Source organism: Haemophilus parahaemolyticus (genome assembly GCF_002015035.1).
In the GTDB taxonomy this organism is placed as follows: Bacteria; Pseudomonadota; Gammaproteobacteria; order Enterobacterales; family Pasteurellaceae; genus Haemophilus_A; species Haemophilus_A parahaemolyticus.
Genome location: NZ_MUXY01000008.1, coordinates 14282 through 37073, shown reverse-complemented (window position 1 = coordinate 37073; position 22792 = coordinate 14282). Strand labels below are relative to the sequence as shown.

Here is a 22792-nt window from a genome sequence, read left to right as displayed (position 1 = left end):
TGATTCTGCTTATTTTTTAGCTAAAACGATTCAGCAAAATATCTTTTCGCAACCGTTTGCAAAGCTGGTTTTTCCCGATTATTATTGAATAATAAAGCTACCTAAAAAAGAGTAAATAAGAAGGATATTATGGCAAACCAATCTGATGTTGTTTTAATCGGTGCAGGTATTATGAGCGGCACGCTTGGCACGCTGATTAAAGAGATTCTACCAGAACAGAGTATCACCATTTTTGAAGCCCAAAATGCTGTGGCAACAGAAAGTTCAAATGAATGGCACAATGCGGGTACAGGGCATTCAGCCTTATGTGAGTTGAATTACACTGCAGGAAAAGCCGACGGATCGATTGATATCACAAAAGCCTTGAGTATCAACGAGAAATATCAACTTTCGCTTGAGATGTGGTCTTATTTAGTTGCAAAAGGTGATATTGAAAATCCTGCCCAATTTATTCGTAAGCTGCCACATATGAGCTTTGTGCAAGGCGAAAAAGATGTGAAGTTCTTACGCAAACGTTTTGAAGCACTTGCTCAGCATCCGTTGTTTGAAGGGATGCAATTTTCCGATGATCGTGAAACATTAGCGAAATGGATTCCCTTGATGATGCAAAATCGTCAAGGAAATGCCCCCCTTGCAGCCACATTGATTGAGCGCGGAACAGACGTGAACTTCGGCGAATTAACACGAAAACTGTTTAAAAATCTGCAAAAGCAGGGCTGCGAATTAAAACTGGATCATCGAGTGCAAAATATTCAGAAAACTACTGAAGGTTGGACACTAACCGTGAAAGATTCAAGCGATCAAATTTTGCAACATTCTTGCAAATTCCTCTTTATCGGCTGTGGCGGTGGCACATTGCCATTACTACAAAAAACAGGCATTAAAGAGGGAAAACATATTGGTGGCTTCCCTGTAAGCGGTATTTTTATGGTCTGCCGTAATCCTGAGATAGTGGAAAAACATCACGCTAAAGTTTATGGCAAAGCGAAAATTGGGGCTCCTCCAATGTCTGTGCCGCATTTAGATACTCGCTTTATCGAAGGAAAAAAATCGCTTTTATTCGGACCATTTGCTGGTTTTACAATGAAGTATCTTAAACACGGTTCACAGCTTGATTTCCCGCTTTCATTCAAGCCTGATAATTTTGCAACCATGGTGATTGCAGGAATAAAAAATATTCCGCTTACAAATTATCTGATCAAGCAAGCTTTGCTCAACAAAGAACAACGAATGGCAGACTTACGAGAATTTTATCCAGAAGCAAAAAGTGAAGATTGGGATGTAATTATCGCCGGGCAACGCGTGCAGATTATCAAAGATTTAGCCAATGAGCGGGGGTCTCTCTGCTTTGGGACAGAAGTGATTACCTCCGAAGATAAAAGCGTAGCAGCATTACTTGGTGCATCTCCTGGTGCTTCTACTTCAGTTGATGCCATGCTGAGCGTATTCTCAAAATGTTTTGTGGAAAAACATTCCGAATTACAAGTGAAGTTGAAACAGATTGTACCTTCTTATGGCGAAAAACTTAGGGATAAACCAGAGCTGATCCACCAAATTCGCTCCAAAGCAGAGAAGTGGCTAGGAGTATAATGCAATAAATATAAACCGTTATTTTAATTAAGCCGAATAGCGGTTTTTTGTGCCATAATAACGACTTTATAACATTTAATAAATATGATAATGATAGCACTAAATATTAAGTTCGATTATGAGCAAATGCCAATGCATTTTACCCTCTCCGTGAAAAAGGGGGAGAAAATTGCCATTATTGGTGAAAGTGGAGCAGGGAAAAGTACGCTACTCAACTTGATTGCAGGCTTTGAATTGCCCACAAGCGGTGAAATTTGGTTGGATAATTGTAATCATACACACACAGAAGTTTCCCATCGTCCTGTTTCTATGCTATTTCAAGATAACAATCTCTTCCCACACCTCACTGTCTCTCAAAATATTGGCTTGGCGTTAGTACCTCGTTTGTCATTAACTACTCAACAAAAATCGCAAATCATTAATATCTCAGAAAAAATGGGCATCACTGAATTATTAGATCGTCGAGCCGATCAGCTTTCTGGTGGACAGAAACAACGCGTCGCACTGGCTCGTACATTGTTACGCGATAAGCCGATTTTATTGTTAGATGAACCTTTTTCAGCCCTTGATCCTAAACGCAGAGAAGAGCTCCAACAACTTGTAGCACAACTCTGCCAAGAACGTAAACTCACCTTGTTAATGGTAACCCATCAGATTGAAGAAAGCAGAGCCTTATTCGATCGCATTATTTGTATTGAAAATGGAAAAATAATAAGCGGTTAGATTCCATTCGGTTTTGTAAATGTCCAATCGAATCTAACCGCTTGAAATTACGCAATCCCTTTGTGTCTTAACAGTGCATCAAGGGTTGGTTTGCGACCGCGGAAGCGTTCAAATAACACCATCGGTTCTTCGGAGCCGCCACGGGTTAAGATGCAATCTAAGAATTGTTGCCCTGTTTGGCGATTGAAAATGCCTTCTTCTTCAAATTTTGAGAATGCATCTGCCGACAACACTTCTGCCCATAAGTAGCTGTAATAACCTGCTGCATAACCGCCTGCGAAAATATGGCTAAAACTGTGCGGGGTGCGCACCCATTCAGGCGTTTTTACAACAGCGACATCTTTTTTGACCGCTTGTAAGGTCTCTAACACCAAGCCTTCACGCGGCTGAGCTAAGTGTAAGCGGAAGTCGAATAAACCGAATTCTAACTGACGAAGCACAAACATTGCTGCTTGGAAATTTTTCGCTTTCAGTAACTGCGTGAGTTTCTCTTTCGGCAACGGTTCGCCCGTTTCATAATGCCCTGAAATAAACTGTAAGGCTTCTTCTTCCCAGCACCAATTTTCTAAGAATTGGCTTGGCAATTCCACCGCATCCCACGGCACACCGTTGATGCCCGCCACGTCGCCTACATCAATTTGGGTCAGCATATGGTGAATACCGTGTCCGAATTCGTGGAAAAGCGTAGTCACTTCATCGTGGGTGAACAATGCAGGTTTGTCTCCGATAGGCTTGTTGAAGTTACAGGTTAAATACGCCACGGGCTTTTGTAATGAACCATCTGCTAAGCGTTTTTGGTTGATGCAATCATCCATCCACGCCCCACCACGTTTATTTTCACGAGCGTATAAGTCTAAGTAGAACGAGCCGCGCTCTTCGCCTTTTTCGTCATAAATTTGGAAGAAACGCACATCTTCGTGCCAAGTATCGATGCCAAATTTCTCTTCAATACGTAAGCCAAAAATGCGTTTCATAAGCTCAAATAAGCCTGAAAGTACGCGATCTTCTGGGAAATACGGACGAAGTTCTTCATCGTTGATAGCATACAACGCTTGTTTCTGTTTCTCACTGTAGAAAGCAATATCCCAAGGTTCTAGGGTTTCCACACCGTAGTTTTCTCTAACAAATTTTTTCAATTCGCAAATTTCGTTTTTACCTTGCTCTTTTGAACGTTTTGCAAGATCTTCCAAGAAATCGACCACTTGTTGCGGGTTTTCCGCCATTTTGGTCGCTAATGAAAGATGAGCATAGGTTTCAAAACCAAGCAATTGAGCCATTTCAAGACGAAGTTTTAATTTCTCCTCAATGTTTGCTGAGTTGTCCCATTTGCCTGCATTTGAACCTTGATCGGAAGCACGGGTGGCGTACTCTTTGTAGAGCATTTCACGCAATTCGCGGTTTTCACAATAGACTAACACAGGGTAATAGCTTGGGAATTCAAGGGTGAAACGATAGCCCTCTTTGCCTTTGCTTTGGGCAGATAATTTTGCCGCTTCTAATGCTGATTCTGGCAAACCTTTAAGCTGTGCCTCGTCTGTCACAACGATATCCCAACCCATTGTTGCATCTAACACATTATTACTAAATTGTGAGCCGAGTTCTGATAAGCGTGCTGAAACTTCGCCGTAGCGTTTTTGTTTGTCTGCGGGTAATGAAATGCCAGAAAGCTCAAAATCACGTAGGCTATTTTCGACTGCTTTTTTCTGTGCTACAGAATAGGTCGCAAATTCTGGAGACTTTTTGAGCTTCACATAACTTTCATACAAACCTTGGTGTTGCCCTGCCCAAGTGCTGTAATCGGATAATAACGGCAAGCAGGCTTGATAGGCTTCACGCAATTCAGGCGAGTTCTTCACGCCATTTAAATGCCCGATGGGTGACCACACACGGTTAAATTTATCGCCCGCCATCACTTGTGGCAGATAGAAATTTTCCCAGGTTGGATTGTCAATTTGTGAAACGCGTTCAATAGTTTCACGGCATTCTTTAATCACAGCTTCTACCGCAGGTTGGATATGTTCAGGTTTAATTTGCGAGAATGGCGGCAAGCCTGTGTAGTTGAGTAATGGATTTGACATGGTTATTCCTTATATTTAACTTCCCTCCCTCCGCGAACGGAGGGAGCAAACATTTTTTATTATTCAAAAACTATCATCTGATGATCTTTAAACCGTTGGTAAATTTCTGCCAATTTTTGACCGCTTGGGAGCACCAAATCTGGCGAAAGATCATACATCGGCACGATCACAAATTCGCGGTTTTGCATTTCAATATGTGGCACGGTTAAACGCTCATTTTGGATCTGCTCATCACTATATAAAATGAGATCTAAATCTAGCGTGCGTTCGCCCCAACGGCGAAGTCGGACACGCCCTTGCGAGTTTTCTATATGTTGTAGCTTGTCCAATAATTCAAGTGCAGGCAAATTAGTCTCAAATTTTGCGACCGCATTTACATAATCTGGCTGATCTTGCGGGCCAACAGGTTTTGAGCCGTAAAATGGGCTGACTTCAAAGTTATTTGCAAATGCTTGCAACGATTGCACCGCTTGCTTAAGTTGATTAAGCGGATCATTGAGGTTTGAACCTAAAGCAACATAAACGGTTTTCATTAAGCATTTACCTCCGCTTTTTTATTCGCAGGTTTTTTACGACGAAATGTTTTGCGACGACGTTTTTTCTTAGCCTCTTCGTTCGCAAAATTCGGTAGTTTTTTCACTGCTTGCAACATTTCATCACGTTGTTTATCGTTACTGAATTGGAACTCGTGCCACCAAGCAGAAAGCTCAACTAGATCGCCACCTTCGGTTTCGGCACGCATCACGAGTAAATCAAAACCCGCACGGAATTTTTGTACTTCCAAGGTTTGTAGGGCACGCTTGGCTGTGCGTTTAGTCATTTGGAATTGTAACGCCCAAATCTCGCGGATAATGCCCGTATGACGGCGATGCAATGCCACGGCTTTGCAGCTTTCGTCTAAAATTTCATTTGCCGCAAGCATCATTGAATCGTGCGTATTCAAACCGCCTTCGTTCTTCAACTCATCAATTTTTTCACGTAGCGGATACCAGAATAAGGCTGCAAATAAAAACGCAGGGTTCACTGGTAATTTATCGCGAATACGATCATCGGTAGACATCAAGGCTCGCTTGATCATTCGCTCCGCATTTGAGTCTTGATGCTCAGTGAAAAACGGTGTGAGTACAGGGAACAGCTGCTCAAACAGGTGATATTCACGCAACAATTCATAGGTTTTGAAGCCCGTGCCCGATTGCAAGAGTTTTAACGACTCATCAAAGAGACGTGCGGCAGGAATTTTGCTTAACAACGGTGCAAGGGTTTTGATTGGTGCTTCGGTTTCTTTGTCCAAAAACATATCCAATTTCGCCATAAAGCGAATTGCACGCAACATTCGCACAGGATCTTCTTGGTAGCGTTGAGTTGGCTCGCCCAGTAAACGCAATTTGCCCGCACGCAGCTCTTCAATCCCGTTGAAGAAATCGTAAATTAAATTGTGGCGAGGATCGTAGTAAAACGCATTGACGGAGAAATCTCGACGCCCTGCATCTTCAAATAACGTGCCGTAAACATTATCTCGCAACAGCATTCCTTCATCACTGACTTTAGAGATTTTATCGTTAGTGTGATTTTCGTGCCCCGCACGGAAAGTGGCAACTTCAAAAATTTCGCGACCATACATAATATGTGCTAAGCGGAAACGGCGTCCCACTAAGCGACATTGACGCCCAAAAATTTTCTGTACCTCTTCAGGGCGAGCATTGGTTGAAATATCGAAATCTTTTGGTTTTTTACCAAGCAATAAATCGCGAACGCAACCGCCTACGATGTAGGCTTCATAGCCTGCACGATGTAATTTTTCAACAATGGCTAATGCATTTTTCGGGAAATCTTTCGGGCTAATGCAATATTGCCCTGCGTGAATGGTATGTTTTTTATGCAAAATATGGGAGGGTACGCCATCTTGGGCTTTTTTACCTTTGGATGTCGCTCGTTCTGTTCGTTTTAGCTCAACGGCAGGACGCATTGGGCGATTATCAATTTTTTTCTCTGCATAAATAGCGGTCTCTTCTGCCGATTTTTTTGCTTTTTTAGGACGAGAAAAAAATGATTTAATGTAATTAAAAATAATTCACCTCATTTAAATTAGGCTAAAAGTAATAACGGAGAATGCGACCATTCTCCGTTGTTTATCTTATAAACCAAGTTGTTTTTCACGGATTTCAGCAAGGGTTTTACAGTCAATACACAAATCCGCAGTTGGGCGTGCTTCAAGGCGTTTTAAGCCGATTTCTACGCCACAGGTTTCACAATAACCGTAATCATCATCAGAAATTTTATGTAAAGTTTGTTCAATTTTTTTCAATAATTTACGCTCACGATCACGATTGCGTAATTCTAAACTGAACTCTTCTTCCTGAGTTGCACGGTCTGCAGGGTCTGCGAAGTTAGTCACATCTTCCTGCATTTGGTTTTTCGTGCGAGCGGCTTCATCCATGATTTGAGAATGCCACGCTTTCAGAATTTTAGTGAAGTGCTCTTTTTGAGCATCATTCATATATTCTTCATTCTTTTTCAGTTCGTAAGGTTTTACCCCTGCGAGAGATAATAAACCTAAAGACGTGGTATTGCCCACAGCCATATTACACTCCTGTTAGTTAAGTTACCCCTACTCCTACCTTAAAAGGAGCAAAAAAGGGGTAGAAAAAGTATAGGGATTTTTAAGGACGCTATAGATAACAGAAGTTAATACGTTTGGCAAATCTTTTTGCAAAAAAACAGCATCCTTTCTGTTTTTATTAGTTCTCTCTACTTAAGGTAAAATTGCCCTCTCCCACAAGGGGAGAGAGGAATGTATATTACTTACTTACCGCTTTTTGCCAATTCGCCAACCACTGACGAACTAAATCCGCATTAGGCTGTAGCGTTTCCAATACTTTAATTTTTGGCAAAGATGTTAAAAGCGGATCAATCTCACCCGCCACAACAGGCTTCATGATATTCGATTTCGCAATAATTTTTTGTGATTCAGGCTCGTGTAAGAAACGTAAGAATTGCTGAGCAAGCTGTTTTTGTTGACTACTTTTTAAAATGGCAGCAAGCTCGACTTGCATCAAATGCCCTTCTTCAAAAATCGCCGCTACATTTTTATTATCATTTTCATACCATTGATGATAAAGCGGTGAAGTAGTGTAACTCAATACCATATCCGCTTCGCCTTTTAAATAGGCACCATAAGTTTCAGACCAGCCTTTACCAACAGTTACCGTGTGTTTTGCTAAGCTTTCCCACCATTTGCTCATCTCACCTTCTGAAGCAAGCACTTGATTTGCCCACACAAGTAATCCACGCCCTACCGTGCTAGTGCGCGGGTCTTGATAAATAATGCGTAAATCTTGACGCTCAAAAAGCTCTTTTAACGATTTCGGCGGATTTGCTAATTTCTCTTTATTATAAATGAATGCATATTCGCTATAATCGTATGGGTAAAAAGTGTGGCTTTGCCAAGTGATCGGTAATGCAGTATCTTGTAGGGTTAATTCATTTGCAGCAAACAACCCGCTTTTTTCTGCTTCAGCTTGAGTAAAATTGTCGATACCAACCACAACATCAGCTTTGGTTTTTTTACCTTCTAAACGAACACGATTCAACATTGTTACACCATTATCAAATGGTAAAAAACGCAGATCGCAGTGACACACTTTTTCAAAATTAGCTTCTAATTGCGAAGCAGGGCCATATTTTGAAGCGAACGAATCATAAGTGTAAACATTGAGTACAGGTTTTTCAGTAGCAAAAGCAGAAGTAGCAACGGCTAAGCCAATGACAGATAAAGTAAAAGATACAGTTTTCATAATGTTTCCTTTGTTTAAATTTTAAATCAAAGGATTTAAGTCGATCACTCGTCTCAAATCCCTACGCTGAAATTATTCAGTTCAGGTTCTACGGATTGGCTTACACCTCTCAGCATAGATTGTTAATCCTTGCACTCCGATGAGAACAGAACGAATTCTATGCAAAAAAAAAGAGAAATTCAACCGCTTACAACCGTTTGCTTTTTACTAACAACATCGCTATACTACACTCCTAGTTTTAAACGTAGAAACTAGAAATGAATCTTCATATATTAACTCCTTATACATTATTTTTTCAGCTACGCATCGTTCTTCGAGGCGTAGCTGTTTTTTTATTCATTTTTCCTAATTTGATCAAATCGCTTTTTCATAAGCGATTTTTTTTCGCCCGAAATTTACATAAAGGATAGCAAACATGAGCCAATTAATTCGTACACTGAAAGGTCATATTCGTGATGAAATCATTAAAAAAGGCGGCTGGGTAAATGCACACGCTCACGCTGACCGTGCATTCACTATGACCCCAGAAAAAATTACCATCTACCAAAATGCTAATCTACAGCAAAAATGGGACTTAGTGGATGAAATAAAACGCCAATCCAGCGTAGACGACTATTACCGCCGTTTCTCGCAAGCCATTGAGCTGATGATTTCTCAAGGGGTAACCGCATTCGGTACTTTCGTAGATATTGATGGCGTATGTGAAGATCGTGCCATTAGTGCCGCTCACAAAGCACGCGAAGTGTACAAAAGTGATATTATTTTAAAATTCGCCAACCAAACGTTAAAAGGTGTCATTGAGCCAACCGCAAAAAAATGGTTTGATATTGGCTCAGAAATGGTGGATATAATTGGTGGTTTACCTTATCGTGATGAGTTGGATTATGGCAAAGGTTTAGAAGCGATGGATATTTTGATGGATAAAGCCAAATCACTCGGCAAAATGCTACACGTACACGTGGATCAATTCAACACGCCAAAAGAGAAAGAGACCGAACAACTTTGCGATAAAGCGATTGAACACAGTATGCAGGGTCGTGTAGTAGCGATTCACGGGATTTCTATCGGTGCACATCCTAAAGAATACCGCAAAATGCTCTATCAAAAAATGCGTGATAGTCAAATGATGGTCATTGCTTGCCCAATGGCGTGGATTGATAGCGGTCGTAAAGAAGACTTACAACCGTTCCACAACGCTTTAACCCCAGCCGACGAGCTAATCCCTGAAGGCATTACCGTTGCAATTGGTACAGATAACATTTGTGACTACATGGTACCGCTCTGCGAGGGCGATATGTGGCAAGAACTCAGTCTCCTTTCTGCAGGCTGCCGCTTTACTAATCTTGAAGAGATGTCGAACATCGCCTCAATTAACGGACGTAAGGTGTTGGGCTTACTTTAAGATTTATTGGGGATTTTTAAGGAATTAAGACTAGTAAAATCTAAAAACTCTGGTAAAATCCCTTCCGTTTTCGACCGCTTGATAAGTGAATAGAATGTTAAAAATTGTACAACATTTAATCAAATCAAGACCCAACTCTCTAAGTCTCAGAAAAAGTTGGGAAGTGGCTCTCGTAAGCCTTGTGCCACAAGGCTTCAAAATACCACTGCAGTCGAAAGACACTGCCCTGTTTCAAAGGGATTGAGACACTAATTGCTTTTTCGTTTAGCGTGAATGATTTGTCGAAAGACACTGCCCTGTTCCAAAGGGATAATTAATCTAAGCCTCCATTCGGAGGTTTTCTTTTTTGTTGTTGCAAAATCTTAAAGAAATTTCACCGCTTGCCTGCCTTTATCTACCCATCTTTCGCCTATTCCGCTATAATTCCCACAATTTTCCCGCTATATTCCCTTTATCGGGAGATAATTTTCAAAAGGACATAATTATGATGCGTACAAACTATTGTGGCGAATTAAACCGTAGCCACGTTGGACAAAATGTAACTTTAAGTGGATGGGTACACCGTGTGCGTAACCTTGGTCGTTTTATCTTTATGCAAATCCGCGACCGTGAAGGCGTGGTGCAAGTATTCTTCGATGAGAGAGATGAAGCGTTATTTAAAATAGCATCCAGCTTGCGTGCAGAAGCCTGCGTGCAAATTCAAGGTGAAGTGATTGCTCGTGATGAGTCGCAAATCAATAAGGATATGGCAACGGGCGAAATCGAAGTGTTAGTGAAAAATGTGTTAGTTTATAACAATGCTGATGTGCTGCCACTTGACTTCAACCAAAACAACACCGAAGAGCAACGCTTAAAATATCGCTACTTAGATTTACGCCGTCCTGAAATGGCGGAAAAACTTAAAACCCGTGCGAAAATTACCAGCTTTGTACGTCGCTTTATGGATGAACACGGTTTCTTAGACATCGAAACGCCAATGCTCACCAAAGCGACGCCAGAAGGAGCTCGTGACTATTTAGTGCCAAGCCGTGTGCATAAAGGCAAATTCTATGCGTTGCCACAATCTCCACAACTTTTTAAACAGCTACTCATGATGTCGGGCTTTGACCGTTACTATCAAATCGTGAAATGTTTCCGCGATGAAGATTTGCGAGCTGATCGCCAACCTGAATTTACCCAAATTGATGTGGAAACCTCATTCTTAACTGCAGAAGAAGTGCGTGCCATTATGGAAGAGATGATCCACGGTTTATGGTTAGATCGCTTAAATGTGGATTTAGGCAAATTCCCAATGATGACGTGGCATGAAGCAATGAATCGCTTTGGTTCAGACAAGCCAGATTTACGTAACCCGTTAGAATTAGTTGATGTTGCAGATATTTTAAAAGACGTGGAATTCAAAGTATTCCACGAGCCAGCGAACTCACCAGATGGACGTGTCACAGTATTACGCGTGCCAAACGGTACAACTTTAACCCGTAAACAAATTGATGAATACACTCAATTTGTCGGCATTTATGGTGCGAAAGGCTTAGCGTGGGCGAAAATTAACGATGTGAACGCAGGCTTAGAAGGTGTACAAAGCCCCGTGGCGAAATTCTTAAATGAAGAGGTAATCAAAGCATTAATTGCCCGCACCAACGCTCAAACGGGCGATATTTTATTCTTCGGTGCAGATAAATGGCAAGTGGTAACCGACTCAATGGGTGCATTACGCTTAAAAGTGGGTCGTGACTTAAACTTAACTGATTTAAGTGCGTGGAAACCATTATGGGTTATCGACTTCCCAATGTTTGAACGTGATGAAGAGGGTAATCTTTCAGCGATGCACCACCCATTCACTTCACCAAAAGGCTTAACCCCTGAAGAATTAGCAATAAACCCTGTGAATGCGGTAGCGAACGCTTACGATATGGTGATCAACGGCTACGAAGTGGGCGGTGGTTCTGTGCGAATTTTCGATCCGAAAATGCAACAAACCGTGTTCAATATTTTAGGCATTAACGAACAAGAACAACAAGAAAAATTTGGTTTCTTGCTCGATGCATTAAAATTTGGTACACCACCACACGCAGGCTTGGCATTCGGTTTAGACCGCTTGACGATGCTTATCACTGGTACAGAAAACATCCGTGATGTGATCGCATTCCCGAAAACCACCGCAGCAGCGTGTTTAATGACAGAAGCCCCAAGCTATGCGAATCCGCAAGCGTTGGAAGAGTTAGCGATTCAAGTTACTAAGTCTGAATAATGTAAGGGGGATTATTCCCCCTTTGTTTTATCTATAATTAGCGATTAAGGAATTTACTATGAAAAGTATTCTTAAATTTTTATTATTTTTCGGAGTTTCTATTAATACATATGCTCAGAATATTCAGCTTTGTGCCAATACAGATGTGAAAACTGATGCTGAATACAGACCAAAAGGAAGTGAGATTCCTGTTTACACGAAACCAAGTGATAAGAGCGAGAAAGTCGTTAATGAAACACTCAGTAAAGCTATAAATGAAATTTCTTATATTGAATTTAGCAATGAATATGTTGTGAGAGAATTATGCCATACTCCTAATCACTCTTGGTCTCTAGTTAAAGCTGTATCCCCTTCCTATTTATCTGACTCTCATGTTGGCTGGATTAAAAGCTCATTTTTAAAAGAAGATAAATTCGATGAAAAGGGATTTAGAATTATTGAAGAAGAAGATGTTAATTGGAATGATAGAACAAAGCCTTATAAGAAATTAATAACAGCAGAACTTAATAAAATTCATAGAGAAAATGCTAAGTGTAAAAAAATCGATCCTGCAGTATTAGATGTCTCATCAACCAAGGGAACTAAAAGCAATCCTGTATTCTATGTTACTTGCGGAGAAGGGCTATCGGCATTTAATGTATTTTTTTCTTTAGGTGATATGAATTCTGGGAAATCGCAATCAATAGAATACATTTCTCAACAAAAAGCTATTCAGCTATGTGAAAAAGATATAAAACGTAGATTTTCTAAACAAAAATTAGTTAATTTTTCTAAATTTTTAGATGTATCTTACCTTCAACACCCTAACGGAAGAGTTAGTTTAATTTCTAGTATAACTTTAAAAAATTCTCATGGAGAAAAAGATAAGTACTCTGTTAAATGTTTATTTGAAAAAAATAATTTATTAGAAACAGTTATTAATAAAATGTAAATAAAAAATGCTGGAATATTCCAGCATTTTTATTATCCAATCATTAAGAATTTTTCAAACACTTTATCTTCAAAATAGTTATTCTCAACCACTCTTTCTACCGTTGCCGTTTTCGGCCCATCTACAAGCCAAGCTCGCATTAAGCGATATTTGATCTTCTGTGCCTTGAGCTATTACTTCTACACTGCCATCAATACGGTTGCGGACTGTGCCTTTTAAGCCTAGTTTCCCCGCCTGTTGTAAGGTGAAAAAGCGAAAGCCTACACCTTGTACTCGCCCAAAAACAAAGAATTGTTTGGTGATCACTTTTCCCTCCTATTAGCCTTTTAAACGAAAACGCCCGCGGCTGTAACGAGTTTTCATTAAGGCTAAAATTTGTTCTTTTTCGCTATTTACTTTTTGGCTACTTTGTTTTGCTACGACTAAGGAATGCTGAATAGAGTGTGCGTGAGTAATCGCAATGGCAAGCGCATCTGCCGCATCTGCTTGTGGTTTGGCGGAAAGTTGCAGCATTCGCATTACCATATCTTGCACCTGCACTTTGTCAGCTGAACCAATACCTACTACCGTCTGTTTCACTAATCGAGCCGCATATTCAAACACTGGAAGATCGTGATTCACTGCTGCGACAATTGCCGTGCCACGAGCTTGTCCAAGTTTAAGAGCCGAATCGGCATTTTTTGCCATAAAGACTTGTTCAATTGCGAACATTTCGGGGTGGAATTGGGTTATCACTTCGGTGACGCCTGCATAAATACGTTTTAAACGCGTAGGAAGATCGTCTGCTGCAGTGCGAATCACACCACTGCCAAGATATTCTAAGTGTCGCCCTGTTTGGCGAATAACGCCGTAGCCTGTGAGCCTTGAGCCTGGGTCTATGCCTAAAATAATTGCCATATCAAAAAATAAGCAGTGCAATTTGCAAAAAGTTTTACGAATTGCACCGCTTGAATCATAGTTAAATTACAAAATTAACGCCACGCTTTGAATTGGTTGATTAAACCATTCGTTGAGCTGTCGTGGCTAGTTACTTTTTCACTGCCTTGAAGCTCTGGTAAGATGCGGTTTGCTAATTGTTTTCCGAGTTCTACGCCCCATTGGTCGAAGCTGTAGATATTGAAAATCACACCTTGAACAAAGATTTTGTGTTCATACATCGCAATCAATGCACCTAATGTAAATGGGGTGATTTTTTGCACCAAAATTGAGTTAGTTGGTTTGTTGCCTGTAAATACTTTGAACGGCACGATTTCCGCAACTTCTTCCAATTTTTTGCCCGCTTGTAAGAACTCTTGTTCAACCACTTCTTTTGATTTACCAAACGCTAATGCTTCGGTTTGAGCGAAGAAGTTTGAAAGTAATTTTGCATGGTGATCACCTACGGCATTGTGTGTTTGAGCAGGTGCGATGAAATCACAAGGGATGATTTTGGTACCTTGGTGAATCAATTGATAGAAAGCGTGCTGACCGTTTGTGCCAGGTTCGCCCCATACGATAGGACCTGTTTGGTAGTTTACCGCTTTGCCATCACGGCCAACGAATTTACCGTTTGATTCCATATTACCTTGTTGGAAATAAGCTGCAAAACGATGTAAATATTGATCATAAGGTAATAATGCTTCAGTTTCTGCACCTAAGAAGTTGCTATTCCAAATACCTACTAATGCAAGGGTTACAGGAATGTTTTGCTCAATTAGTGCGGTACGGAAATGTTTATCCATTTCGTGTGCACCTGAAAGCAATTGCTCAAAATTTTCAAAGCCGATTGAAAGAGCGATAGATAAGCCGATAGCAGACCAAAGCGAGTAGCGACCGCCAACCCAATCCCAGAATTCGAACATATTGTTGGTATCAATACCAAATTTTTCCACTTCTTTTGCGTTAGTTGAAAGTGCCGCAAAATGTTTTGCTACCGCAGATTCATCTTTTGCTGCAGCCAATAACCAATCGCGTGCAGTGTGTGCATTGGTCATAGTCTCTTGGGTAGTAAAAGTTTTCGAAGCCACTAACACAAGCGTTGTTTCTGGATTCACTTTTTTCAAGGTTTCTGCAATATGTGTGCCGTCTACGTTTGAAACAAAGTGCATAGTGAGATGGTTTTTATATGGGCGTAACGCTTCGGTTACCATATAAGGACCTAAATCTGAACCGCCAATACCAATGTTAATCACATCAGTAATCACTTTGCCAGTGTAGCCTTTCCACTCGCCTGAAATTACACGCTCACAAAAATCTTTCATTTTTGCTAATACAGCGTTCACTTCAGGCATAACATCTTTACCATCCACTAAAACAGGAGTGTTTGAACGGTTACGTAATGCAGTGTGTAAAACAGCACGATTTTCTGTGCGGTTAATTTTTTGCCCCGTAAACATTGCTTCTGTTGCTGATGCTAGACCGCATTCACTTGCTAATTGGCGTAATAAACCTAAGGTTTTTTCATTGATGGCGTTTTTGGAGTAATCGACAAGGATTTGATCTGCGAAATTTAAAGAGTATTGTTCGAAACGGTTTGGATTTTCTGCGAAAAGCTGTGGAATGGTAAGATTGTCTGCTTTGTGTGCTTCTAATGCTTGCCAAGCTGCTGTGCTCGTCGGATTGATTTTTTGCATGGTGATTTCCTTTAATTTAATTATAAAAAATTAGGGGTATTTTAATGAATTTTTAAGGAAATCAAAAGTGATAAACGAAGCAAATACAATAGAATAAAATGTAAATAAAATCAAAAAGAAAAATTAAGGAAATTATAAAATATTGAAAAGTATGGCTGGGGTACTAGGATTCGAACCTAGGGATGCCGAGATCAAAACCCGGTGCCTTACCGCTTGGCGATACCCCAAAAGAAAAAAACTAACAAACGTTAGCTTTATTATTGACTTAAATTAGATGGCTGGGGTACTAGGATTCGAACCTAGGGATGCCGAGATCAAAACCCGGTGCCTTACCGCTTGGCGATACCCCAACACTAATTTTTGTAAACCTAAATGGTGCGGGACGAGGGACTTGAACCCACACACCTCTCGGCGCCAGAACCTAAATCTGGTGCGTCTACCAATTTCGCCAGTCCCGCAAATGGTGGCTACAGCGAGATTCGAACTTGCGACCCCAACATTATGAGTGTTGTGCTCTAACCAGCTGAGCTATGTAGCCATTTTATTTTGCGTTCACCGTATCGGCTTACGGGGTGCATTATGCTGATTTTATCCCTGCTCGTCAAACGTTTTTTCGCAAAAAATGTGATTTTTATCTCTTTTGCCGACAATTTCAACACTTTGGCATAAAAACAGCATTTTTTGTTTATTAAATAACAGCTTGAAATAGTGCTATTTACTCATTTCTGATTTTAATTGTCTGAGAACAGGCTCAACTTCTGGCATTACCCCTTCCCACAATTGGAAAGAAACCGCGGCTTGCCCCACTAACATTCCCAAGCCATCTTGACATTTTTTCGCACCCTGCATGCGAGCATAATTCAAAAATGGCGTTTTCATCTCAATGCCATATTGCATATCATAAACGCAAGCATCTCGGAAAAGGTGAGCAGGCAATTCGACACATTTCCCTTGCAAACCAAGCGAAGTGGCATTGATGATCAAATCAAATTTTTGAGAACATATCTCTTCCCAACAAGCGGCTTGAATATTGCCAAATTTTGCAAATTTCTCGGATAAATCAACTGCTTTTTCAAAGGTTCGATTATATAGCGTAATTACTTGCTCTGCCTGCAACATTGGCAATAACACACCTTTTGTTGCACCGCCTGCACCTAAAATCAAAACTTTCTGCCCCGCTTTTAGCCAACCTAAACGAGCCAAATCATTACACAACCCCACGCCATCCGTATTATCCGCATACAAACGCCCATCTTCCAAGCGTTTCAACGTGTTACAAGCCCCCGCTAACAAACAGCGTTCGCTATGCTCGTCCGCTAACTTAAATGCTCTTTCTTTAAATGGTGCGGTAATATTCGCACCTTGAGCCTGTTTGAAAAACTCAATGAGCTGCTGCTCAAAATCTTGCTCATCGCCTAATTTTACAATATAACTCATATTTTTGCCCGCTTGTTCCGCAAAAAGCTGATGAATACGAGGTGACTTACTTTGAGCAATGGGATTGCCCCACACGGCATATTGGTTCATTTTACATTCCTTATATAAAAATAGGCTTTGAGCATAGCATACTCAAAGCCTATTTCACATTATTTGCTATTAGTGCATTTCTGTTTTAACCACTAACTCACCACGCATTGCTTTACCTAATTGCTCTTTATCCAACGCATTTTCCCAACGAGCAACCACAATGGTTGCACACGCATTACCAATAAAATTAGTTAAAGCACGACATTCTGACATAAAACGGTCAATCCCTAGAATCAGTGCCATCCCCTCTACAGGTAAACCTGGTACAACAGACAAGGTTGCCGCCAAAGTAATAAAGCCAGCACCCGTTACGCCAGCCGCACCTTTAGAACTCAGCATTGCCACCAATAATAAAGTGATTTGCTGCCCTATGGTTAAATCGGTATTGGTCGCTTGAGCAATAAATAATGCTGCCATCGTCATATAAATGTTTGTGCCGTCTAAGTTAAATGAGTAACCTGTTGGTACAACCAATCCTACCACCGATTTTTTACAGCCTGCAGCTTCCATTTTTTGCATTAAATTTGGCAATGCTGCTTCTGAAGAAGAAGTACCTAAAACTAGCCAAAGTTCATCTTTGATATAACGGATAAGCCCAACAATGGAGAAACCGTTATAGCGAGCAACCGCTCCAAGAATTAAAAGCACAAATAAAATGGATGTAATATAAAAGGTTACAATAAGCAACATTAAATTACTAATAGAATGCAATCCATATTTGCCAATCGTAAATGCCATTGCGCCTAGTGCACCAATAGGGGCGACTTTCATCACAATTGAAACCAATTTAAACATTGGTGCCGCAGCAACTTGCAGTAAATCTGTAATAGGCTTACCACGCTCGCCGACTGAAGCTAAGGAAATACCAAATAATACAGAGACAAATAGCACCTGTAAGATATTCCCTTCCGTGAGCGGACTTAACACTGTGGTTGGAATAATATTCATAAAGAAAGCAATCATTGAGCTTTCTTGTGCCTTGCTCACATATTCTGACACCTTCGTAGATTGCAGTGTGCTCGGATCAATATTTAGCCCCGCCCCAGGTTGAATAATATTGGCGATAACCATCCCGACAACCAATGCCAATGTTGAGAAGGTTAAAAAATAGAGCATTGCCTTGCCCGCTACACGCCCAACCGATTTCATATCATTCATACCCGCAATACCTGTTACCACGGTAAGGAAAATCACGGGTGCAATAATCATTTTTACGAGTTTAATAAACGCATCGCCCAATGGCTTTAAACTTTCCCCAAACTCTGGAAAGAAATGCCCTAATAAAATCCCGACAATAATGGCAAAAATAACTTGCACATATAAAACCTCATAGAACCTTGGTTTGCGTGGTGATGACGGTGGCGAATTAGCGTCAATTGTCAGCATAAATACTCCTCTTAGCTCATTGAAAAAATGAACAATTTCATTGTATTACTTAAAAAAGATGGCTGATAGTACTAAATTTTTGGTATTAAATATACTCTTTATATTTAATTTTACCTCTGAATTATTATTCAATGGCAAACGATTGCTTGAAGTAAGAACAGTAAAATAAAGCGGTTAAATTCTGCAAATTTTTTGCAAAATCTAACCGCTTATCTAATACTTTAATTACTTCGCAATTCGTTTATATTTAATACGGTGCGGTTGCGTTGCTGCATCACCTAAGGTTTTCTTTTTCCACTCTTCGTAGTCTGAGAAGTTACCTTCATAGAAGGTCACTTTACCTTCATCTCCGTAGTCTAAAATGTGGGTTGCGATACGGTCTAAGAACCAGCGGTCGTGCGAAATTACCATTGCACAGCCTGGGAATTCTAAGATTGCATTTTCTAACGCACGCAAGGTTTCTACGTCTAAGTCGTTGGTTGGTTCGTCCAATAACAACACGTTACCGCCGCGTTGTAAAAGTTTTGCCAAGTGTAAACGACCACGCTCACCGCCTGATAATTCGCCCACGCGTTTTTGTTGATCTACACCTTTAAAATTGAAACGCCCTACATAAGCACGGCTTGGGATTTCAAAGTTGCCGATAGTCAGAATATCTTGTCCGTTAGAGACTTCTTCCCACACGGTTTTCTTGTCGTCCATCGCATCACGGAACTGATCAACGGAAGCTAACACCACGGTTTCACCCATTGTAATCGAACCAGCATCTGGCTGCTCTTGCCCTGAAAGCATACGGAATAAGGTAGATTTACCCGCACCATTCGCCCCGATAATCCCAACGATCGCACCTTTTGGAATACTGAATGATAAATCATCAATTAAAGTGCGATCACCGTAAGATTTGGTGAGGTTTTGTACTTCAATCACTTTATCACCCAAGCGTGGACCAGGTGGAATAAAGAGTTCGTTAGTTTCGTTACGTTTTTGGTATTCACCACTATTCAATTCATCAAAGCGAGCCATACGTGCCTTGCTCTTCGCTTGACGACCTTTCGGGTTCTGACGTACCCATTCTAACTCTTTCGCAATAGATTTTTGACGTGCGTTTTCTGCCGCTTGTTCTTGTTCTAAGCGTTTCTCTTTTTGCTCTAACCAAGAAGAGTAGTTACCTTCCCAAGGAATACCTTCACCACGGTCAAGTTCTAAGATCCAACCTGCCACGTTATCTAAGAAGTAACGGTCGTGGGTAATCGCCACCACAGTGCCTTCGTAGTCGTGTAAGAAGCGTTCTAACCACGCTACCGATTCTGCATCTAAGTGGTTGGTTGGTTCGTCTAACAACAACATATCAGGTTTTTCAAGCAATAAGCGGCAAAGTGCCACACGGCGACGTTCGCCCCCGGATAAATGCTCGATTTTTGCGTCCCAATCTGGCAAGCGTAACGCATCTGCTGCACGCTCTAATTGGTTATCTAAATTATGTCCATCGTGTGCTTGGATAATCGCTTCAAGATTAGCTTGTTCTGCCGCTAATTTATCAAAATCCGCATCAGGATCCGCATAAAGTGCATAAACTTCATCTAAACGGGTTAAGGCACTTTTTACTTCTGAAACGGCTTCTTCCACCGCTTCACGCACGGTTTGTTGCGGCTCAAGTTTTGGCTCTTGAGGAAGATAACCTATTTTGATCCCTGGTTGTGGACGTGCTTCACCTTCGAACTCTTTATCTACGCCCGCCATAATGCGTAAAAGGGTCGATTTACCCGCACCATTTAAGCCCAATACCCCGATTTTCGCACCTGGGAAAAAGCTCAAAGAAATATCTTTCAAAATATGACGCTTCGGTGGAACCACTTTGCCCACGCGATGCATCGTATAAACAAATTGAGATGACATCTTCTATTCCTCATAAAAAAATTCGCCCTATTCTACTTGAAAACAGGGCGAAAATATAGTCTAGCACATCCTCTCAATAATAGTTAATCCACCAACTTCGTTCCATATAAGTAAGTGTAACCAAATGGGCTTTGTTTGTAATCTTGCACACGTTTGCTAGTTGGGGCAAAGTTAATTGAGTGAGCCACGTTAATCCATGGGGCTTGCTCGTTTAAAAGCACCTGAGCTTGTTCATAAAGTTTGGTACGTTCACCTTTGTCCGATAAACCAATCGCTTTATCTAATAAAGCATCTAACTCTGGGCTATTAAAGCGTGCATAGTTGCTGTTGCCGATATTTGATGAACCAAATAACGGCGATAAGAAATTATCAGGATCGCCATTATCGCCAGACCAGCCGTAAGTTCCTGCCGTTAATTCGCCTGCTTTAGTACGTTTAATGTAGTCCCCCCATTCGTAGGTCACTAATTTTGCTTTTACGCCAATTTTTTCCCAGTCAGCTTGAATAATTTCTGACATACGGCGTGGATTTGGGTTAGATGCACGCACCACTGGCTGTACCCAAAGTTCGGTTTCAAAACCATTCGGATAACCCGCTTCAGCTAAAAGTTGTTTTGCTTTTTCGATATTTTGCTCAGACTCTGGCAAACTTGTGTTATAGCCCCAAATCGTTGGCGGTAATGGACTTTTCGCAGCCACGCCCGCACCTTGATAAACGACATCAATAATCGCTTTTTTATCGACTGCAAGGTTCAAGGCTTGACGCACTTTTACATTATCAAACGGGGCTTTTTCCGTGTTGAAAGCAACATAAGCGATATTTAAACCTGGGTTTGAAAGCAAGTTCACTTTCGGATCGGTTTTCATTTTTTCAATATCGGTCGCATTCGGGAAATTCATTAAATCACATTGCCCCGCCTGTAATTTCGCATAACGCGTGGTCGCATCTGGCACGATTTCAAAGATCAAGCGGTCGAAATCTGCCTTGCCATTCCAATAATCTTTAAATGCGACATAGCGGCTCGCTTGATCTAATACATAACCTGTAAAAGCAAATGGACCTGTGCCGATTGGCGTAGTATCTACGGTTTCAGGTTTGCCCGCTTTCAACATTACATCAGCATATTCGGCTGAATAGATGGAGGTAAAATCCATTCCTAAGCTTGAAAGGAAGGTTGCATCTGGCTTGTTTAGCGTAAATTTCACCGTGTTGTCGTCTACTTTTTCAACCGATTTTAAAAGCACTGGGAATTTCATCGCTTTGAAGTATGGATAAGTCGCTTTCGACACATTGTGGTATGGATGATTCGGATCTAACTGACGGTTAAAGGAGAAAACCACATCATCAGCAGTAAAATCACGACTTGGCGTAAATTCTTTGTTTGAGTGGAATTTCACGCCTTTACGTAAATGGAAAGTATAAGTTAAGCCATCTTCTGAAATCTCCCAACTTTCTGCCAATGCAGGTTCAATCTCGGTTGAGCCGCGTTTAAATTCAACTAAGCGATTGTAAACTTGTTGTGAGCTAGCATTGTAAGAGATACCATCCATCGCTAATGCAGGGCTGAAATATTGTGGAGAGCGGCTCACGCAGTTCACAAATGTTTTTTCTGCAGCAGGCTTTGCGGTGGTTTTATTTTCGTTTTTATCATCACAAGCCGCAAGTGCAAAAGCAGCAACTAAAGCGGTAGAAATGGCGGTTAATTTGGTAAATTTCATAAAGACCTCAAAACAGATGAGTGAAAAATTGAGGAGAGAGTACCTGTAATTTTAAGATGAGTAAAGAATGATTTGATTGTTTTTATAATAAAAAGATATAAAAAAGCGGTTGAATTTTATCGCGAATTTGAAAATTAACGACAGAATTCAACCGCTTAAAATAACTTAAAATTTATTTTTTCGGATGACCTACTGGCAATACTTCACGACCAAAGCTGTCGTTAATGATGTCTGCCGCTGCTAAGTAGAACGCCAATAACGCAGTTAATAAACCGAAGTTACCACCAATGTTGGTTAATGTAGTGTTGTGCGTAAAATCACCTGCTGCTAATAAGTAGAATGTGATGGTTAATGCTGCAAAAATCGCTTGTAATGCACGTGCTTTAGCGAGTGTGCCGATAAACATCATCAGTGTGAATGTTCCCCATGCGATTAAGTACCAACCCACGAAATCGTGGCTCACGCCTTCAGAGAAGAATACTTTGAATAATGCAAATGAAATCCAGAATGCACCATAGCTAGTAAAAGCGGTAAAACCAAATGTGTTGCCTTTTGAGAATTCAAAAAGACCCGCCAACATTTGTGCTAAGCCACCAAATGCAAAGCCCATTACCAGTACTAAGCCAACATTTTCGCCACCGAATGTGCCGTTATTGATAAGGCTTAATAACCAAGTTGTTAATGCAAAGCCACATAAACCAAGTGGTGCTGGGTTTGCCGTTAAGGAGTGTTGATTTGACATGAAAGACCTCTATTATGTCGAGTAAAAAAACATTGGCTCAAGTTTCCACCTGTGCCAATGTCGGGAAAAACGGCATAATTATTTGTGCCACAAAAATAATGGTTTGCAACCATAGTGCTTAATGTAGGGAGGAGTTCAACGT

The 22792-nt window shown here is 40.9% G+C and carries 17 protein-coding genes, 4 tRNA genes and 1 pseudogene; 5 read left to right on the top strand and 17 right to left on the bottom strand.

Annotated elements, in window-relative coordinates; genetic code table 11:
• Positions 1–129 precede the first annotated feature (129 nt).
• Both mqo and thiQ read left to right on the top strand, forming a co-directional pair.
• Entirely contained in the window at positions 130–1590 is a 1461-nt protein-coding gene (gene mqo, locus B0185_RS06240) for a malate dehydrogenase (quinone) (protein ID WP_005707544.1), read from the top strand.
• Positions 1591–1680: 90 nt separating this feature from the next.
• Entirely contained in the window at positions 1681–2313 is a 633-nt protein-coding gene (thiQ, locus tag B0185_RS06235) for a thiamine ABC transporter ATP-binding protein (RefSeq protein WP_039863429.1), read from the top strand.
• Positions 2314–2360: 47 nt separating this feature from the next.
• On the opposite strand, the gene prlC is transcribed toward thiQ, so the two are convergent.
• The 5 genes from prlC to thiB form a co-directional block, all read right to left on the bottom strand.
• Positions 2361–4391, bottom strand: coding sequence for an oligopeptidase A (prlC, locus tag B0185_RS06230; RefSeq protein WP_005707589.1), 2031 nt, complete (start codon positions 4389–4391; stop codon positions 2361–2363).
• 59 nt (positions 4392–4450) lie between these two features.
• Positions 4451–4924 (bottom strand): 2-amino-4-hydroxy-6-hydroxymethyldihydropteridine diphosphokinase, encoded by a 474-nt coding sequence (gene folK / locus B0185_RS06225; RefSeq protein WP_005707498.1) that lies wholly within the window; start codon positions 4922–4924, stop codon positions 4451–4453.
• Positions 4924–6357 carry a polynucleotide adenylyltransferase PcnB gene (pcnB, locus tag B0185_RS06220; RefSeq protein WP_005707587.1) on the bottom strand — a complete coding sequence of 478 codons (1434 nt, stop codon included), beginning with the start codon at positions 6355–6357 and terminating at the stop codon, positions 4924–4926. The genes folK and pcnB overlap by 1 nt, the downstream gene beginning before the upstream one ends.
• Before the next feature lie 168 nt (positions 6358–6525).
• Positions 6526–6972, bottom strand: coding sequence for an RNA polymerase-binding protein DksA (dksA, locus tag B0185_RS06215; protein ID WP_005707519.1), 447 nt, complete (start codon positions 6970–6972; stop codon positions 6526–6528).
• Between the two features lie 217 nt (positions 6973–7189).
• Positions 7190–8185 carry a thiamine ABC transporter substrate binding subunit gene (gene thiB / locus B0185_RS06210; RefSeq protein ID WP_005707505.1) on the bottom strand — a complete coding sequence of 332 codons (996 nt, stop codon included), beginning with the start codon at positions 8183–8185 and terminating at the stop codon, positions 7190–7192.
• Positions 8186–8600: 415 nt separating this feature from the next.
• On the opposite strand from thiB, the gene B0185_RS06205 reads away from it, so the two are divergent.
• The 3 genes from B0185_RS06205 (at position 8601) to B0185_RS06195 (ending at position 12769) form a co-directional block, all read left to right on the top strand.
• On the top strand, positions 8601–9587 hold the full coding sequence (locus B0185_RS06205; protein ID WP_005707588.1) for an amidohydrolase family protein: 987 nt from the start codon (positions 8601–8603) through the stop codon (positions 9585–9587).
• A 484-nt stretch (positions 9588–10071) separates the two neighbouring features.
• On the top strand, positions 10072–11838 hold the full coding sequence (aspS, locus tag B0185_RS06200; protein ID WP_005707511.1) for an aspartate--tRNA ligase: 1767 nt from the start codon (positions 10072–10074) through the stop codon (positions 11836–11838).
• A gap of 58 nt (positions 11839–11896) precedes the next feature.
• Positions 11897–12769, top strand: a complete 873-nt coding sequence (locus B0185_RS06195; RefSeq protein WP_005707530.1) for a hypothetical protein — start codon at positions 11897–11899, stop codon at positions 12767–12769.
• A 32-nt stretch (positions 12770–12801) separates the two neighbouring features.
• On the opposite strand, the pseudogene B0185_RS06190 reads toward B0185_RS06195, so the two are convergent.
• The 12 genes and pseudogenes from B0185_RS06190 to B0185_RS06135 all read right to left on the bottom strand — a co-directional run bounded on the left by B0185_RS06190 (position 12802) and on the right by B0185_RS06135 (position 22650).
• Positions 12802–13075: pseudogene (locus tag B0185_RS06190) on the bottom strand (acylphosphatase).
• Between the two features lie 12 nt (positions 13076–13087).
• On the bottom strand, positions 13088–13666 hold the full coding sequence (gene ruvC, locus B0185_RS06185; protein ID WP_005707522.1) for a crossover junction endodeoxyribonuclease RuvC: 579 nt from the start codon (positions 13664–13666) through the stop codon (positions 13088–13090).
• Positions 13667–13740: 74 nt separating this feature from the next.
• The gene (gene pgi / locus B0185_RS06180) at positions 13741–15381 is read right to left on the bottom strand and encodes a glucose-6-phosphate isomerase (RefSeq protein WP_005707491.1); all 1641 of its coding nucleotides are present in this window, start codon (positions 15379–15381) and stop codon (positions 13741–13743) included.
• A 152-nt stretch (positions 15382–15533) separates the two neighbouring features.
• Positions 15534–15608, bottom strand: a tRNA-Gln gene (locus tag B0185_RS06175).
• A gap of 48 nt (positions 15609–15656) precedes the next feature.
• Positions 15657–15731 (bottom strand) — tRNA-Gln (locus B0185_RS06170).
• A gap of 23 nt (positions 15732–15754) precedes the next feature.
• Positions 15755–15839: transfer RNA gene (locus tag B0185_RS06165), tRNA-Leu, on the bottom strand.
• A gap of 3 nt (positions 15840–15842) precedes the next feature.
• Positions 15843–15919, bottom strand: a tRNA-Met gene (locus B0185_RS06160).
• Positions 15920–16092: 173 nt separating this feature from the next.
• On the bottom strand, positions 16093–16908 hold the full coding sequence (aroE, locus tag B0185_RS06155; protein WP_005707580.1) for a shikimate dehydrogenase: 816 nt from the start codon (positions 16906–16908) through the stop codon (positions 16093–16095).
• A 69-nt stretch (positions 16909–16977) separates the two neighbouring features.
• On the bottom strand, positions 16978–18294 hold the full coding sequence (locus B0185_RS06150) for a dicarboxylate/amino acid:cation symporter (RefSeq protein ID WP_005707578.1): 1317 nt from the start codon (positions 18292–18294) through the stop codon (positions 16978–16980).
• A gap of 225 nt (positions 18295–18519) precedes the next feature.
• Positions 18520–20190 carry an energy-dependent translational throttle protein EttA gene (ettA, locus tag B0185_RS06145; protein WP_005707524.1) on the bottom strand — a complete coding sequence of 557 codons (1671 nt, stop codon included), beginning with the start codon at positions 20188–20190 and terminating at the stop codon, positions 18520–18522.
• Positions 20191–20273: 83 nt separating this feature from the next.
• Positions 20274–21908, bottom strand: a complete 1635-nt coding sequence (locus tag B0185_RS06140) for an ABC transporter substrate-binding protein (protein ID WP_005707536.1) — start codon at positions 21906–21908, stop codon at positions 20274–20276.
• 172 nt (positions 21909–22080) lie between these two features.
• Entirely contained in the window at positions 22081–22650 is a 570-nt protein-coding gene (locus tag B0185_RS06135) for an acetate uptake transporter (protein WP_005707520.1), read from the bottom strand.
• Positions 22651–22792: the final 142 nt, after the last annotated feature.

Bases quoted from the DNA above. Each gene is read 5' to 3' on its own strand.
- mqo (WP_005707544.1), top strand. From the start codon at position 130: ATGGCAAACCAATCTGATGTTGTTTTAATCGGTGCAGGTATTATGAGC.
- thiQ (WP_039863429.1), top strand. From the start codon at position 1,681: ATGATAGCACTAAATATTAAGTTCGATTATGAGCAAATGCCAATGCAT.
- prlC (WP_005707589.1), bottom strand. From the start codon at position 4,391: ATGTCAAATCCATTACTCAACTACACAGGCTTGCCGCCATTCTCGCAA.
- folK (WP_005707498.1), bottom strand. From the start codon at position 4,924: ATGAAAACCGTTTATGTTGCTTTAGGTTCAAACCTCAATGATCCGCTT.
- pcnB (WP_005707587.1), bottom strand. From the start codon at position 6,357: ATGCGTCCTGCCGTTGAGCTAAAACGAACAGAACGAGCGACATCCAAA.
- dksA (WP_005707519.1), bottom strand. From the start codon at position 6,972: ATGGCTGTGGGCAATACCACGTCTTTAGGTTTATTATCTCTCGCAGGG.
- thiB (WP_005707505.1), bottom strand. From the start codon at position 8,185: ATGAAAACTGTATCTTTTACTTTATCTGTCATTGGCTTAGCCGTTGCT.
- B0185_RS06205 (WP_005707588.1), top strand. From the start codon at position 8,601: ATGAGCCAATTAATTCGTACACTGAAAGGTCATATTCGTGATGAAATC.
- aspS (WP_005707511.1), top strand. From the start codon at position 10,072: ATGATGCGTACAAACTATTGTGGCGAATTAAACCGTAGCCACGTTGGA.
- B0185_RS06195 (WP_005707530.1), top strand. From the start codon at position 11,897: ATGAAAAGTATTCTTAAATTTTTATTATTTTTCGGAGTTTCTATTAAT.
- ruvC (WP_005707522.1), bottom strand. From the start codon at position 13,666: ATGGCAATTATTTTAGGCATAGACCCAGGCTCAAGGCTCACAGGCTAC.
- pgi (WP_005707491.1), bottom strand. From the start codon at position 15,381: ATGCAAAAAATCAATCCGACGAGCACAGCAGCTTGGCAAGCATTAGAA.
- aroE (WP_005707580.1), bottom strand. From the start codon at position 16,908: ATGAACCAATATGCCGTGTGGGGCAATCCCATTGCTCAAAGTAAGTCA.
- B0185_RS06150 (WP_005707578.1), bottom strand. From the start codon at position 18,294: ATGCTGACAATTGACGCTAATTCGCCACCGTCATCACCACGCAAACCA.
- ettA (WP_005707524.1), bottom strand. From the start codon at position 20,190: ATGTCATCTCAATTTGTTTATACGATGCATCGCGTGGGCAAAGTGGTT.
- B0185_RS06140 (WP_005707536.1), bottom strand. From the start codon at position 21,908: ATGAAATTTACCAAATTAACCGCCATTTCTACCGCTTTAGTTGCTGCT.
- B0185_RS06135 (WP_005707520.1), bottom strand. From the start codon at position 22,650: ATGTCAAATCAACACTCCTTAACGGCAAACCCAGCACCACTTGGTTTA.